The organism is Thiomicrospira microaerophila, from assembly GCF_023278225.1.
Taxonomy (GTDB): Bacteria; Pseudomonadota; Gammaproteobacteria; order Thiomicrospirales; family Thiomicrospiraceae; genus Thiomicrospira; species Thiomicrospira microaerophila_A.
This window is the reverse complement of the sequence record NZ_CP070959.1, coordinates 890,665-906,057: the sequence shown is the minus strand read 5'-3', so window position 1 is coordinate 906,057 and position 15,393 is coordinate 890,665. Positions and strand designations below refer to the sequence as shown.

Genomic DNA, 15,393 nt, shown 5'->3' with positions numbered 1-15,393 from the left:
GGAATATAGCAGTGAAGTTGCAGAATAATGAATCATTTAAAACAAAAAACCCCGATTTAATCGGGGGTTTTTTATAAGAGTGCATTTTATCTATCTATCTGGGCTGTAAACACTACCCGGTGATCCAAGTGCACCACTTGTGGAGTGTATAGCACCAACATCACCTATGTTTGATGGATTTATATAAACGGGATTGCTCGTTGATTCACCATTCCAAATCAAAGAATCTTTATCTTGAGAACCACCAAAAGCTCGTCCTGTGTGACGGTCATTCCCTGTGGCTGAATGTGAAATTAAGCTACCGTCTGAGGCAAAAATCGCATCTGCAGAAGAAATTCTATAACTCAAAAAACTGGCAACACGTTGGTAAGGATTAAACAAGACAACAGCATCTTGCTTACCTAATCCTGCACCACCCAATGCAACCACGGGTGCATTAGCATCTAATGACCAGGCCTGCTTAAACGTGGTCTCATGCCCAGGGTTTTTATTGCTGACAACAAGAACCCCACCTGCAGGAATTTCTATATCGCTAAATGTCACTGCCTTTTCAGCATTAAAGTCAGCTTCATCATCAATCCAAACCCAATTTTCTAGATTAATAGACCACGAGCTGTAATTATACAACTCAAAAAAATCATCACCAGCGCCACTTGAATCGTCTTTAGAGCTTATTTCAGTAATTAATAATGGCGTTTTACCAAGCTTACCGGGCGATCCAACAGAGTTAGCATCCCCAGCCTGAGCATAAGCATCCAGATGTCCTACGGTTGCGGCTTGATAGCGCAATGTCCCAAACGAGCTTACATCCCAAACAAGAGCGGCTTTAGCGTTGCTTCCACCACCTACTATTCCCGTATGTTCGTTTGCTCCACCAACAATAGGTTCAATAACGCTTCCATCAGAAGCAGTAATCGAGTTAGATCCATAATTAATCGCCGTAATAACCTTTCCAATATGATTAAACACAACAACGGCATCGCCTTTGCCTAAACCTGGGCCTCCGGTTGCAAATACTTTCGTAGTTTCATCTAATCCCCATTTAGACTTAAAATCAACTTCATCTGTATTTTTTGCAACCACAACCAACTGACCTGGTTCGACTTGAGCGTCTTGAGGAAAGGGGGTAGCACTTTCAAAGCTGGCTCCATCATCATGCCAGCGCCAACCATCTAGTAAAATGGGTTCAAAACCATAATTGTAAAGTTCAAAATAGTCGTCACCGCTAGGATTTGAACTCACTTCTGTAATAACCAGCGTCGGCAGAATGGTGGATTCGACGCTAAACGCAAACTCAAGTTGACCGCTTAGTGTGAAGACTTGATTGTCTTTAACGCTAAGGAGCGCGTCTCCGGAGGTTTCGAGATAGTATTCGTCTTCCGCTAAGCCACTGAAACTGATTTCAACAACATTCGTATCAATCGATACGGTATTGGCTGGTACAGTGGCGACAGTGGTGCCATCGGCTTTACGTTTAATCAAAAAGTCACCGTCTCCGGCTTGCATCGCTTGATTAAAGCTCAGGCGTAAGCGGTCGTTAGGCTCGTAAGACTCGGCCGGGTTTTGCATCAGTGAAATGGTTTGGGGAGTTGATATGGCTTCACCTAGCTTAACCCAAGTCCCGACAAATTTTTGATCTGCTGGATCGAGTTTTTTGGAGTTTTGACTGGTGCCTTCCCAAATGGTGTCGCCATTATCTTGTAGTAATTGAACCCAGGTTTCACCATTGACTTCGCGTACTTCAACAAGTGTTTCGAATGAGCCAGATGTTGTTTCACGCAGACTGTCAAGTTCAGCGCTGTACTCTACTGGAGCGGTTTGACTATCACCATTCCATCTGAATAAGCGGAAATTATCGGCAAAGTCATCACGGGTGCTTCCTGATAAACCCGCTAAAATTAAATAATCATTGTTTGCTATTTTATAGAGTGATCGAATCGCACGACCACCGAGATTTAACTCAATCGGGGTACCAAATTCTGCTTGAGGATTATCACCAAACATTGAATCAATGGATACCGGAATAATCAAAGCTTGGCTTCGCGTTAAGGTACTCATCATGGGCGCTCGGAAACCTAACCATAAATGGCTATTGTCAGGTGAACTCGTCATGCCCTCGATAGAAAATCCATTTAAATTTTCAGGCGCAATTTGCTCGCCTCTTGCAGAAGCCTCAAAGTCAAAATATCCCTGACCTAAACCGTGACTATTGTTTTTATCCCAATCGATTAAATCACCTTCTAGCTCAGAATACTTGCCAACAAAAGTTAGTTCAACCTCTTCACCTTCGCCTGAAATTGTAAATTTCAAAAGGTGTTCTCGGTTGTCCTCCTCCCTGCCTCTAGAGTTATTCGAATGTGCACCGATTATATATAAATGATCACCAATCCGGACCATTGCCTCAGCATCTAATTCTTCGCCTGGGGTGACGTGTTGATCATAATCAAACAATTTAATTGCTTGACCTCCAATACGGGGGTAAAGTCGAATAACATTTTCCTCGTCATCGACTACCAGCATATAGTCCTTGTCCAAAGCCACCGCAGATGAAGCATCTGAGCTACCATGAACCGAGTTATCTTCGGGTAAATACTCAACCAGTTGACGCGCACTTGGCGTAACCACTACTGTTCGTGTTGTGGTGGCTGAATTATTTGCCGCATCTGATGCCGTGTATGTCACAACATAAACACCTAACGAATTCGTATCAACCATGTCAAGTCCGGTAACGGTAACATCAACCTGACCGTCAACATCATCAAGAGCTTGTGCACCCAAATCCGAGTAAGGCTGACCCTGAAGAACCTGAACAAGGGCCTCACCATTTAAACTAATTATTGGGGCGGTGTTATCTTGAGGTTGCGGATCAGGCTGAGGTTGCGGATCAGGCTGAGGTTGCGGATCAGGCTGAGGTTGCGGATCAGGCTGAGGTTGCGGATCAGGCTGAGGTTGTGGGTCCGGCTGAGGTTGCGGATCAGGCTGAGGTTGTGGGTCCGGCTGAGGTTGGGGATCAGGCTGAGGTTGTGGGTCCGGCTGAGGTTGCGGGTCCGGCTGAGGTTGCGGATCAGGCTGAGGTTGTGGGTCCGGCTGAGGTTGCGGATCAGGCTGAGGTTGTGGGTCCGGCTGAGGTTGCGGATCAGACTGTGTTTCCAATTCTAAATTTTCAGAAATCCTATCGGCTAGGAGATCAACGTTGTCAGTCTCTATCTCACCATTTAGCATTAATAATTCAAATTGATCTAACACATTACTGGCTATTTCTAAAATCGGGGTTGAATCATTGTTAATATTAGCCTTTTGCATCACAATCGTCGCTACACGAGCTATTTTATGAGCCGTTTTAGCCACATCGCTTTCTTCAGCAATATAGTCTGAAGTTAAATCAAATGTGGGAGGTAATCCCAATTTTTGTCTAACATTTGTTTGCGCTTGATCTAGCGTCAAAGAGGGATCTTGACTCATCAAACTATCTAACATCGTCGTGAGTGGACTAACAAAACTATGCTGCCCTTTGGGTGCGGTAAGTGAAAAGCCGGATTCAATAGGAGTTTGAGGGTTATCAAGATCAATAGTTTGACCCGCTATCGCTTCAACAACAACACGAAGATTATTAAGATCAACGCTACTCGAAAGCGAATCAAATGAAAAATCTCCTGAATCATTTGTAAATACAGTAGGTTCACCGGCATCACAGCGCAAGTTTTCGTTTAAATCTATACAAACTCGTGCGTTGGCTAGATATCCATCGGCAGCTTTACCATTAAATGTCGGATTATTTGAACTCGAACTATTCTGATCTAAACAACCGGATGTATTAAGTGCAGAGAGGGCCACCAAAACAGCAATCGACGTCTTTTTTAACTGTAAACTCATACATAAAATTCCTTTAAAAATTTTTAGTATGATAATTTACGATCACAAAAACGGCATGAAAGATTTGTTAAATCTAAATGACTTTTGCAAATAAAAAAAGCCCCGCAGGGGTCTAGCGGGGCAAGTACCTTAATTAACGAGGAGGTACAACTAACTAAAACTAACTAAGAAGACACCGGCGATTAGAAGTTGTAAATCGCACCTAGAGAGAATGCACTCACATTTTTACCCGCTTCGCTTGGTGCCATACTTGATCCATGACCACCGCCAGTTACTCGGAAGCTAGCACCTGAATCATTTGACGTTGCTGCATACATTGCATACAAAGTTAAGTCACGACCAAAACGACGATCAATACCTACAGCGGCCATTGAAGCACCATCATTTTTAGCACTTGACTCACCCGCAACATAATATTGAGCGCGTAAACGGTATTCTGGGGTTAGATCATAATAGGTACCTAAACCAAACACAGTATTGTCGTTTGAGTTCTTGTCAGCATCTTCAATAAATGCAGCAACGCGGAATCCTTTGGCCACATTGTAAGTCGCACCCATACGTACGGCTGTCCAATCTTTTGCATTATCACCACGACCTTGTGCTTCATAAGCTAACATAGCCGTTAGGTCACCAGATTTGAAGGTTAAAGAAGTAGAAACCGAATCACGTTCACCGGTTGTTGCAACTTGATCACCAGATTTAGCACGGTTATCAGTTGAGTATTGAATGTCGAACGTCAAGCCTGACATAGCTGGCGTTTGATAATGGATACTGTTATGGAAACGCTGGTCAAAAGTACCTTTAGTCATGTTACGCGCATCACCAACACGGTCACCAAACATATCAGTAAAGCTTCTTACTTTTTTAGTTGGAGTGTCAAAGAAACCTAAACGAACAGTACCAAAATCACCTTTTAAACCGAAAAAGGTATCTCTAGTTACAAAAGTATTCCCACGCGTACCAGAGTTATCTTCAGCACGACGATCGAAGTCAATTTGTTGCTCTAGTTGAACAAAACCTTGAAGACCTTCAGTAATATTTTTTGAACCAGCAAAACGAATACGTGAAGAATTGCTTGATAGATCCATTTTTGAATCTGCACCATTGTCCATGTGATCTAAAGACATATGAGCGCGACCTGAAACTTTAATTTCAGCCATAGCTGGAACGTAAGCGGCGGTTAGTGCTGCACCTACTGCTAATGCGAGTACATTCTTTTTCATTGTTGTTTCCCTTTTCGTTTGTCTATAAAAATTAAACGCGTTAATTAAACACACGCATACTTTAAACGGTGAAAACAACAAAGATTGTTAAGGTTTCCTTAAAAAAAAACGTCAGAAATTTAACAGAAATGTGACAAAAAGCACCAAAAACCACGTCATTGCGAGCGAAGCGCGGCAATCCATTTCAAGGGCTTGCACTTCGGCTGCATGGATTGCCACGTCGCTGCGCTTCTCGCAATGACTGCTTACCTGGACAGTGAGGACGAATTTAAATATTACAACCAGAAAGCTGCAAACATAAGGTTAAACGGAATGAGCCAGAAAAAGGATTGGCGCAGCGCTAGCAGCCAGAGCAGATTGAGCAGCAACAGCGCCCCGCTTTGCCAACCCTGGCTTAACGCCATTGGCAAAATTGGGTAAATCAGTACTGCGATAAACAGTCCAACCAGGCCTGCTTGCATAAACAGCAAACCGGCTTGCAATGCAGGTCGGTTAATGATGGCTTGATAAAACGGCAACACTGCAATAATCAGCAACAAACCGGGCAAGAAAAAACACACAAGAGCCAGCAGCGCCAACCAAGTCCCGCCCATCAGCATGCCTAAATAGGCGGCAAAACTAAACATTGGCCCCGGCACAGCTTGCGCCAGCGCAAAGCCGGCGACAAACGTCTGTTCATCAACCTGACCCGTCTCGACTAAATCCACATATAGATAAGGCAACACCACCTGCCCACCGCCCCAGACCAGTGCGCCGGCTTGATACAAACTCGCCAATAAGTTAATGGATTTTGAAGTGGAGGCCAACAACACAAAGCCGAGCAACAAGAGGCTAAACCCGCCAATTAGCCACCAGGCCTGGTTGTTAGAAGGCTGGCGCAATGCCGGCTCAGTGGCCGCTTGTAAAGCATTAAACGACAGAACAGGACGCAGACTGTGCAGCCAGCCTAAAAACGCCATCACGCCCAACCAACCGATAATCGCCCAAGCCGAAGTCGTTAACCAGAGCACCAGTGCACTGATGGCGATTAAGCCGATTAACCCGACGTGGCGCGTAACCAGTGGTTTGCTCAATCCGATACTGGCTTGAATCATTAACGCCGCTGCCAACACCACCAGGCCTGGTAACAAAGCCGTCAAATCCTGCTGCCAGCCAAATAAGCCAGCGCCAAGCAAACCATAAGCAAACAACCCCATTAGCAAAGCAGAAGGAAAGGTAAAACCGATAAACGCCGCTAACGCCCCCCACCAACCGGCGCGTTGATAACCGATCAAAAACCCGAGTTGAGAACTGGAAGGCCCGGGAATAAACTGAGTTAACAGCATCCATTGGGCGAATTGGCTTTCGTTAAACCAGGCTTTTCGTTCAACAAAGTGTTGGCGAAAAATGGCGACATGTACCAACGGCCCGCCAAACGAGGTAAAACCGAGCTTTAAAAACTCAGTAAACAGCAACCAGACCGGGTTGTTAGCCATTCTGTGTATTGGGTGAAGGTTGCATTTTGATCACCAGTAATCCGGCTAACAAAATAAACCCAGCGGAGACGTATAAGCAGGCTTCCATGCCCCACTCTTGATAGACATAACCCGATAACAAGGTGCCCACCAAGCGTCCGGCGGCATTCGCCATATAATAAAAGCCCACGTCTTTAGAGGTGCCGTCGGTACTGGCAATCGACACAATCAGATACGAATGCACCGCTGAGTTAAGCGCAAACAACACGCCAAATAAAATCAAACCGACAATCAGCACCGTTTGCGGGTCGATCTCCAGCATCAGCGCCATGGTAAACGGTACTGCCGCCAACACCAATCCCAATAGGCTGGCGGTTTTTCCGGTGGGGTTAGCGCCCGATTTTAAGCCGGTAATTTTCGGCGATAATGCCTGAACTACACCGTACCCTATGACCCACAATGCCATAAACGCGCCGACGTAGGTATGGTTCCATTCCAACACCCCGACCAAAAACACCGGCAAAGCGACCACAAACCAAACATCACGCGCTCCAAACAAAAAGAACCGTGCGGTGGACAACCAATTTAACTGCGTGTTTTTAGAAAACATTTCGTTAAATTTTGGTTTGTTTTTAGCCTTGCCTAGCGAGCCATCGAGCATCATTATCGAGAGAAATAACGCCACCGCCAGCACCGCGCTCATTACCATCATCGCGTTAGCAAACCCAACCCACGCTAATAACACCGCGCCGACAAAAAAACCCACACCTTTCAACGCGTTTTTAGACCCGGTGAGCAAACTCACCCAACGATACAATTGTCCCGAATCATCCGACGCGAGGTTTTTAATCGCGCTTTTGGCGCTCATTTTGTTGAGGTCCTTAGCGATCCCTGACAAGGCTTGTGCAATCATCACATACACCACGCCCAACCATTCTGGCGGCACAGTAAGCAACATCAAAGCGAAAATCTGTAAGCCGAGGCCAATATTCATCGTGATATTCAAACCCCAGCGGGCACCTAACCAACCTCCAACTAGGTTGGTGACGATGCCAAAGAATTCATAAAACAAAAACAACAGCGCGATTTCCAGCGGGCTATAACCCAACTGCCAGAAATACAACACAACCAGCATCCGCAGTGCGCCATCGGTAACGGTAAACGCCCAGTAATTACCGGTAATCAGCGCATATTGCTTTAATGAATTCATAAAGTTAACTCTATTTATTAAACAGATTTATTAAGTTTTGCCGCTTTACGCGCCAGCTCCATCATACGCGCCACATAGCCCACTTCATTATCATACCAAGCCAAAATTTTAACCTGCGTACCGTTTACCACCATCGTCGATAGCCCATCGATCACCGACGAACATTTTTCGCCCTCGTAATCCGCCGATACCAATGGGCGATCCTCATAACCTAAAATGCCTTGTAAATAGGTTTCAGCCGCCGCTTTAAGTTTGGCATTTACTTCATCACGCGTTGTCGGCTCATTCAACTCCAACACCAAATCAGTTAACGAGGCATTCATAAACGGCACACGCACCGCAATACCATTCAACTTACCATTTAACTCAGGAAAAATCGTGCCAATCGCGGTAGCAGAACCGGTCGTGGTCGGAATTAACGATTGGAAACTCGCACGCGCACGACGTAAATCCGCATGACCATGATCGACCACTTTTTGGGTGTTGGTCAGATTGTGCATGGTGGTAATCATGCCGTGTTTGATACCAAACTGTTCATGAATCACTTTAATCACCGGTGCAATACAATTGGTTGTGCAGGACGCAGCGGTGATGATCGGGTCTTGACCCGCTACAAAAATATGATCATTGACCCCCATCACGATGTTTTTGATGCCCTCTTTCATCGGCGCAGCGACCACGACCTGTTTTACGCCCCGCTCTAAATAGGCCTTAACCTGCTCAACCGTGCGGAATTTACCGGTACATTCAATCACTAGATCCAAATCCATGCTTGCCCAATCGGTATCTTCAATCGCCTTGTTCATCGAATAGCTGATTTTTTTGTCGCCAACATAAATGGCATCGCCTTCGCCAAATGCCTCATGAAACCAACGACCATGCGCGGAATCAAAGGTCACCAAATGAGCTGATGAATAGGCATCACAGGCGATTTCATTAATATGCACGATTTCAACATCCGGCCAATCCCAAATTTCACGCATCGCCAAACGCCCCATGCGCCCAAACCCATTAATTGCAATTCTAATCGTCATAATTTACCACTCCTTATATTTGAATTTTCGGATATTATACAAGCCCAAGGCTCGATTAATATGACCTTTTTATGTCAGATAAAAAAAATCCCTCACGAGGAGGGATTTTTAGGCGTATCAAAAAAACTTATTGAAGTTTTTTCAATTCACGATCTGCTGCCGCTTTAGGTAATGGAACATAACCATTATTCAATACAACCTGCTGACCTTGCTTAGAAAGAACCATTGTCATGAATTCTTTAGTCGCTGGATCCATTGCTTTGTTTGGTGCATTGTTTACATAAACATACAATAGACGTGCTAATGGGAATTTACCGTTTGCTGCGTTTTCTGGTGAAGACTCATAGAAAGGCTCACCTTCACGCTGTGCTAAAGGCACTGAACGAACGCTGGCGGTTAAATAACCCACACCTGAGTAACCGATACCGTTAATAGAGGCTGAAACACCTTGAACTACTGACGCAGAACCTGGTTGCTCGTTTACAGAGTTTTTGTAGTCACCACGGCAAAGTGCACGGTTTTTGAAGTAACCATAAGTACCTGATACTGAGTTACGGCCATATAACTGAACTGAACGGTTAGCCCACTCACCCGTTAAGCCTGCTTTACCCCAAGTATCGATATCTTGCTTACCACCACACGCACGCGTTGAAGAGAACATCGCGTCAACTTGCTGCATGGTTAAACCTTTGATCGGGTTATCTTTGTGAACGAATACCGCTAACGCATCAATGGCCACACCGATTGCGGTTGGCGCATAACCATAACGCTGTTCAAACGCCGCGATTTCACCAGAACGCATTTCACGGCTCATCGGAGCAAGCTGAGCTGTTCCTTCAGTGATTGCGGGTGGTGCAGTTGAAGAACCTGCGCCTTGAACCTGGAAGTTAACGTTAGGATAAAAACGGTTAAATTCTTCGCCCCACATGGTCATTAGGTTGTTTAGGGTATCTGAACCAACAGAGTTCAAACTACCTGCAACACCTGAAGTACGCTTATAATCAGGAAGTGACTGATCTACGGCAGCAATAACGGGTTGAACAGCTAAAGTAGCTGCAGCTAAACCTAGTGCAGAAAGTAATTTACGATTTAACATAGTTTGCTCCTTAGGAGAGATTAAAATTACTTGGGCTTTCTAAAACCCTTCATAAGACTCGAAATAGATTATGGATAACCAAAATAACAACGGAATGAAGAAACCATGACAGTTTTATGACAGGCTAGAATCTAGGTCGGTAACTGATTTTTTTAGATATAACGGAAATTCCACCCGAAAAGTAGAACCTACTTGCAAACGACTGTAAACAGACAACTTAGCCTGATGACGCTCTAATATATGTTTTACAATCGCCAAGCCTAGACCCGTGCCCCCAGAGCTGCGAGAACGCGCGGTATCCACACGATAAAATCGCTCGGTTAGGCGAGGAATATGTTCACGGGCAATCCCTATACCCGTATCCTTTACCTCAAACACCATAGATTGTGGCGTTTGATACCAGCGCACCCATATTTCGCCCTGCTCAGGGGTATAACGAATCGCATTAGATACCAAATTAATAAACACCGATCGCAAAGCTTCGGTTTTACCCACGAGTCCATCTTTAGATTCAATATGAAAGTGCAACTGATGATGTCCATTGCTTAGCTGATTTGCCTCGACCTCAAGTTTTCGAAGCATGATTGGAACATCAACAAAATCCTGTTCCAACTCAGTCCCTTCGGCCTCAATATTAGACAGGGTTAACAAATCATTAATAATATTTTGCATCCTAAGCGATTGTTGGTGCATCTGAGTCAACGGGCCTGACCAAACCGGAGGTAAAGATTCAACGCTATCCAGCATCAGCTCTAAGTAACCATTTAAAACAGTTAAAGGCGTACGTAACTCGTGCGAAGCGTTAGCCACAAAATCCCTGCGAATTTGTGCAAGATTGTGTGCATCGGTAATATCTCGGATAATTAACAAATAATGTTTATCAAAATAGGGAACAATCTTTGCACTTAGCCTGCGGGTACTTTCCGCACTTAAATAAAACTCCACCGACTTATCAAAATTCTTTTCTTCTAAATAGTGGGTTACTTCTCTTTGACGTAAAAGATTTCCAATTCGATGCCCAGCATCATTTTGTCGAAGTCCTAGTAAACTTTCGGCGCTATTATTAACCCATTCAATTTGAAGTTTTTCATTTAAAGATATATGCGCATCCGGCAACAGATTCATCGCATTATAAACCTGCTCGGTTTCAAGACGCAGACGCTTTAATTTTCGTTTATCTTGAAATACCTTTTCAAAGTAAGCATCATAAATATCACCCCAAACACCAAACGGCGCTTTACTGGGCTCAAGTGCACGGCTACGAACCAAGTTAAGAAAATGAAGGAAGTAAAATAGATTTCGCCCAAGATATAATGAAAAGGCAACAAAAAAAGCAAGCCCCCAAAGCGCTGTAATGCCTCCCAATATCAATGCAATGCTAAGGAGTGCACCTACACCGATAAGCTCTTCAAAAATACGTGAGGATTTTTCAAGAGAACTGACAGGCTTAATACTAATCACATAGACATCCGCAATCAATTAATAGGGATTTGAAAAACGATAACCGGCACCGCGTATTGTTTGGATATAGTCTTCACAATTAACCGGCTCCAACAAACGACGCAAACGACGTATATGCACATCCACCGTTCGCTCCTCAACAATAACACTGTCACCCCAGACTTGATCCAGTAGCTGTGTTCTTGAATAAACACGGTTTGGATGACTCATAAAAAAGTGAATTAAACGGAATTCAGTAGGCCCTAATTTAACTTCTTCTGATTTAGCCCAAAAACGATGACTCGACAAATCCAGTTTAAGTTCGCCGCGCTCTAATACATCAACATGCAGCGCCCCTTCTGGATCTTTACGACGTAATAACGCCTTTACCCTAGCAACCAACGCGCGGGGTGAGAAGGGTTTAATTACATAATCATCGGCCCCTGCTTCAAAGCCCTGTACTTGATCAGACTCCTCACCTCTTGCCGTTAGTAAAATTAACGGCAGAGAGCGAGTTTGATCGTTCTGACGAATTCGCTTTGCTAAGCTAACACCACTTACACCGGGTAACATCCAGTCTAAGATAAGCAAATCAGGGCGGCGCTCTTGCAATAAAGCCCACCCCTGTTCAGCATTGCTCGCTTCAATCACTTCAAACTCGGCAGCCTGTAAAGTAAAACTTAACATATCCCGAATTGCAGTTTCATCTTCTACAATCAAAATCTTAGCTTGAGGCATGGTTTTCCTTAGTTAACAGTTAAAGACTTTAAGAAATCTGCGAGCAAATCATCATTCATATTACGCATATCCTGACCATTTACCAAATAAACAACGGATTCAGCAATATTTCTAGCATGGTCAGTAATACGCTCAGCGGCTCTTAAAGCATAAACCAACTGCAATAAACACTCAATGTCATTATGAGATTCTTTAAAACGCTCGGTGACCTCTTCCATCGCCACCGCGAATAAATCATCAACATGCTCCTCTTCTTCAATCACGGCAGCAGCACCGGATAAGTCTAGGCGAGTAAATGCATCCAAAACATTTTTTAACATATCACGCGCACGAGATGAAATCTCAACCAATTGCTTATAACCCTGAAGATTTTGACAGTCCAAATCACCTCGATCAGCCAATCGCAGCACCAAGCCTGAAATCTTAACAATTTCATCACCCATTCTTTCGAGATCAACCGCAATACGTATTGCAGAAACAATCAAACGTAAGTCAGAAGCAGTTGGTTGCTGTCGCGCTAAAACTCTGACACACAAACGATCAATTTCCATTTCTTCACGATTAACAAGCTTATCAAGCTGGATTACCTCTTTAGCCAACTCCGCGTCGGCATTTTGTACTGACAAGACCGAAGTTTGAAGCTGTCTTTCAACCAAACCACCCATTTCTAAAATTTGATTAAACAAATCTTCTAGGTATAGATTGTAGCTTGCAGACACATGGCTGCTAAATTCTTTTCTATTCATGGTAAATTCCTTTTAAATTATTTTGTGCGCTATTATTTTTTCAGCAAATTTTAGCCATAACGACCTGTTATATAGTCTTCTGTGCGCTTAACTTTCGGATTAGTAAACAGGGTATCGGTATCGGTATACTCAACCAGCTCGCCCATATACATAAAGGCGGTGTAATCCGATACACGCGCAGCCTGTTGCATATTGTGGGTTACGATTAAGATTGTAAAATCTTTTTTCAACTCAAAAATCAATTCTTCAATCGCGAGGGTTGAAATCGGGTCCAAAGCAGAAGTCGGTTCATCTAACAGCAATACTTCAGGCTGAATCGCAATCGCGCGTGCAATACACAAACGCTGCTGCTGACCACCGGACATACCCAAGGCGTTTTCATTCAAACGGTCTTTAGCTTCATTCCACAACCCGGCCCCCGTCAACGCCCATTCAACGGTTTCATCAAGGGTTTTTTTGTCGTTAATACCCTGTAAACGTAACCCATAAGCGACGTTCTCGTAAATCGACTTAGGAAATGGATTGGGCTTTTGAAATACCATGCCAATCCGACGGCGAATTTCAGCCACATCCAATTCCTTGGCGTACATGTCCTGACCATGCAGTAACATTTTGCCTTCAACGCTAACAATGTCAATTAAATCGTTCATTCGGTTAAAGCAGCGTAACAGAGTTGATTTACCACAACCTGATGGGCCGATAAACGCCGTAACGCGATTTTCCGGCACATCCATGCTGACGTTTTTCAGGGCTTGTGATTTGCCATAGTACAGGTTCCAATCCTTAACTTGAATCGCCATTTTTTCTTGATCGAGTGCCAGTCCACGATTATCACGATCAAGGTTGATGCTCATATTTTTTTCGCTCATTGTTTTAAATCCTTTTTTGATTGTTCAGCCGTCTAGCGCACTGCTAGACCTCAATAATTAATGTTCTAATGATTTATATTTTTCACGTAAACGATTACGGATCATAATCGCAGCGAGGTTAAGTGAAACGATCAAGATCACCAATAATAATGACGTTGCATACACCAAAGGTTGAGCTGCTTCTACGTTCGGGCTTTGGAAGCCGACATCATAAATATGAAAACCAAGATGCATGAATTTTTGATCAAGATGAACAAACGGTGCGTTTAGGTTTACAGGTAACTCGGTTACTTTTTTCACAACCCCAACCAACATCAAGGGCGCTACCTCGCCGGCTGCGCGGGCAACCGCCAAAATCAAACCGGTCATAATCGCAGGCGTGGTCATCGGCAGAACAATCCGCGTAATAACTTCGGCCTTAGTGGCGCCTAAGGCTAAGCCGCCTTCGCGTAACGCACGTGGGATTCGCGACAAGCCTTCATCGGTGGCTACAATCACAACCGGCAAGGTCAACAGCGCCATGGTTAAGGAGGCCCAGAGTAAACCTGGCGTACCGAAGGTTGGGTTGGGCAAGGCATGACTGTAGAACATTTGATCGACGGAGTAACCCAGCACATACACAAAGAAGCCAAGACCAAAGATACCAAATACAATCGAAGGCACACCCGCGAGGTTGTTAATCGAAATACGGATCAAACGTAATAGCTTGCCCTCTTTCGCATACTCACGCATATAAATCGCGGCGATAACCCCCATAGGCATCACGAAAATGGTCATCATAATCACCATCGTCAAGGTACCAACAATCGCAGGGAATACGCCGCCTTCTGTATTCGCCTCACGTGGCTCATCCCACAAGAAAATACCGACTGAGCCAAAGAAATGACTCATTTTTTGACCGATATGCATTTCGCTTGGCTGCCAGAATCGTACAAACTGGCTGACATTCACCTGCACTTCTTGATCTGTACCAACGCGAACCGTTACATCACCCAACGCCCGAAGTTCTTTATAAAACTTATCTAACTCGATTTGTAACACGCCAAATTTATCGTTAAACGCTTTCGCTTTAGCTTCATAATCTGCTTTTATTTCAGGCGTCAACGCATCACGCATTTCAAGCTTACGTTGGTCATAACGCAGAGCTTGTAATTGGTGGTTAATCCCTCCAATCACGCTTTTTTCAAGATGGTTAATCTTCTTGCGAATTTTATTACCATCACTAATCGCTTTATTGATTGCCTTAAAAACCTGTTCACGTTCAGTGATCACACCCTGATCATTTTTGAACGATTGAATGTAACCATACATATTGCCTGAGGCGTAACGCTGAATAACACTAATGCCTTCCGCATCTACCCAGGTTTGATTAACAATATGGGCTTCATCCACCCATCTGAAGTCAAAACTATAGATATCACGGTTACCGGTTTTAATCAGGATTTGTGGTTCACGTAATACAACGCCTTCAGCACTGCGTGTTTCACGCATCCTCGTATCATGGATTTCACCTTGTACCAACTGAACCTCAGCACTTGGTGTCGGCTGAATTTGAAACTCATACACAGCATGAGGCCAAAAATGACTGAGTCCTTTAAACGCGATCATTATCAGCAAACCAAACACCATGACCACCGAGGCGGCCGCAGCGGCTGCGCTGTACCAAACCCAGTGTTCGCCTTTGTTTAACCATGTTTTCATAACATTATT

General features: G+C 44.2%; 11 protein-coding genes. All 11 read right to left on the bottom strand.

The window, feature by feature from the left end; all coding sequences use genetic code 11:
* Nucleotides 1–90 precede the first annotated feature (90 nt).
* A complete protein-coding gene (locus tag JX580_RS04365; protein WP_248851587.1) occupies nucleotides 91–3,873 on the bottom strand; it encodes a DUF3616 domain-containing protein in 3,783 nt (1,260 codons plus the stop codon).
* A 182-nt stretch (nucleotides 3,874–4,055) separates the two neighbouring features.
* Nucleotides 4,056–5,096, bottom strand: coding sequence for a porin (locus JX580_RS04360; RefSeq protein WP_248851586.1), 1,041 nt, complete (start codon nucleotides 5,094–5,096; stop codon nucleotides 4,056–4,058).
* Nucleotides 5,097–5,371: 275 nt separating this feature from the next.
* Nucleotides 5,372–6,571 (bottom strand): chromate efflux transporter, encoded by a 1,200-nt coding sequence (chrA, locus tag JX580_RS04355; protein ID WP_248851585.1) that lies wholly within the window; start codon nucleotides 6,569–6,571, stop codon nucleotides 5,372–5,374.
* Nucleotides 6,564–7,760: an organoarsenical effux MFS transporter ArsJ gene (gene arsJ, locus JX580_RS04350; protein ID WP_248851584.1), complete on the bottom strand. Its 1,197-nt coding sequence runs from the start codon at nucleotides 7,758–7,760 to the stop codon at nucleotides 6,564–6,566. Before arsJ ends, chrA begins: the two co-directional genes overlap by 8 nt.
* Nucleotides 7,761–7,777: 17 nt before the next feature.
* Entirely contained in the window at nucleotides 7,778–8,794 is a 1,017-nt protein-coding gene (locus JX580_RS04345) for an ArsJ-associated glyceraldehyde-3-phosphate dehydrogenase (protein WP_248851583.1), read from the bottom strand.
* Between the two features lie 127 nt (nucleotides 8,795–8,921).
* Complete coding sequence (locus JX580_RS04340; protein WP_248851582.1) at nucleotides 8,922–9,890, bottom strand: PstS family phosphate ABC transporter substrate-binding protein; 969 nt, start codon at nucleotides 9,888–9,890, stop codon at nucleotides 8,922–8,924.
* A 114-nt stretch (nucleotides 9,891–10,004) separates the two neighbouring features.
* Entirely contained in the window at nucleotides 10,005–11,351 is a 1,347-nt protein-coding gene (gene phoR, locus JX580_RS04335; RefSeq protein ID WP_248851581.1) for a phosphate regulon sensor histidine kinase PhoR, read from the bottom strand.
* An 18-nt stretch (nucleotides 11,352–11,369) separates the two neighbouring features.
* Nucleotides 11,370–12,068 carry a phosphate regulon transcriptional regulator PhoB gene (phoB, locus tag JX580_RS04330; RefSeq protein ID WP_248851580.1) on the bottom strand — a complete coding sequence of 233 codons (699 nt, stop codon included), beginning with the start codon at nucleotides 12,066–12,068 and terminating at the stop codon, nucleotides 11,370–11,372.
* Between the two features lie 8 nt (nucleotides 12,069–12,076).
* The gene (gene phoU, locus JX580_RS04325; protein ID WP_248851579.1) at nucleotides 12,077–12,814 is read right to left on the bottom strand and encodes a phosphate signaling complex protein PhoU; all 738 of its coding nucleotides are present in this window, start codon (nucleotides 12,812–12,814) and stop codon (nucleotides 12,077–12,079) included.
* 50 nt (nucleotides 12,815–12,864) lie between these two features.
* A complete protein-coding gene (pstB, locus tag JX580_RS04320; RefSeq protein WP_349251692.1) occupies nucleotides 12,865–13,683 on the bottom strand; it encodes a phosphate ABC transporter ATP-binding protein PstB in 819 nt (272 codons plus the stop codon).
* 57 nt (nucleotides 13,684–13,740) lie between these two features.
* On the bottom strand, nucleotides 13,741–15,384 hold the full coding sequence (gene pstA / locus JX580_RS04315; protein WP_248851578.1) for a phosphate ABC transporter permease PstA: 1,644 nt from the start codon (nucleotides 15,382–15,384) through the stop codon (nucleotides 13,741–13,743).
* Between the last annotated feature and the right edge of the window lie 9 nt (nucleotides 15,385–15,393).

Excerpts from the sequence above, each read along its gene's own strand:
- arsJ (WP_248851584.1), bottom strand. The coding sequence starts at position 7,760 with ATGAATTCATTAAAGCAATATGCGCTGATTACCGGTAATTACTGGGCG.
- JX580_RS04360 (WP_248851586.1), bottom strand. The coding sequence starts at position 5,096 with ATGAAAAAGAATGTACTCGCATTAGCAGTAGGTGCAGCACTAACCGCC.
- pstA (WP_248851578.1), bottom strand. The coding sequence starts at position 15,384 with ATGAAAACATGGTTAAACAAAGGCGAACACTGGGTTTGGTACAGCGCA.
- JX580_RS04365 (WP_248851587.1), bottom strand. The coding sequence starts at position 3,873 with ATGAGTTTACAGTTAAAAAAGACGTCGATTGCTGTTTTGGTGGCCCTC.
- phoB (WP_248851580.1), bottom strand. The coding sequence starts at position 12,068 with ATGCCTCAAGCTAAGATTTTGATTGTAGAAGATGAAACTGCAATTCGG.
- pstB (WP_349251692.1), bottom strand. The coding sequence starts at position 13,683 with ATGAGCGAAAAAAATATGAGCATCAACCTTGATCGTGATAATCGTGGA.
- JX580_RS04345 (WP_248851583.1), bottom strand. The coding sequence starts at position 8,794 with ATGACGATTAGAATTGCAATTAATGGGTTTGGGCGCATGGGGCGTTTG.
- JX580_RS04340 (WP_248851582.1), bottom strand. The coding sequence starts at position 9,890 with ATGTTAAATCGTAAATTACTTTCTGCACTAGGTTTAGCTGCAGCTACT.
- phoU (WP_248851579.1), bottom strand. The coding sequence starts at position 12,814 with ATGAATAGAAAAGAATTTAGCAGCCATGTGTCTGCAAGCTACAATCTA.
- chrA (WP_248851585.1), bottom strand. The coding sequence starts at position 6,571 with ATGGCTAACAACCCGGTCTGGTTGCTGTTTACTGAGTTTTTAAAGCTC.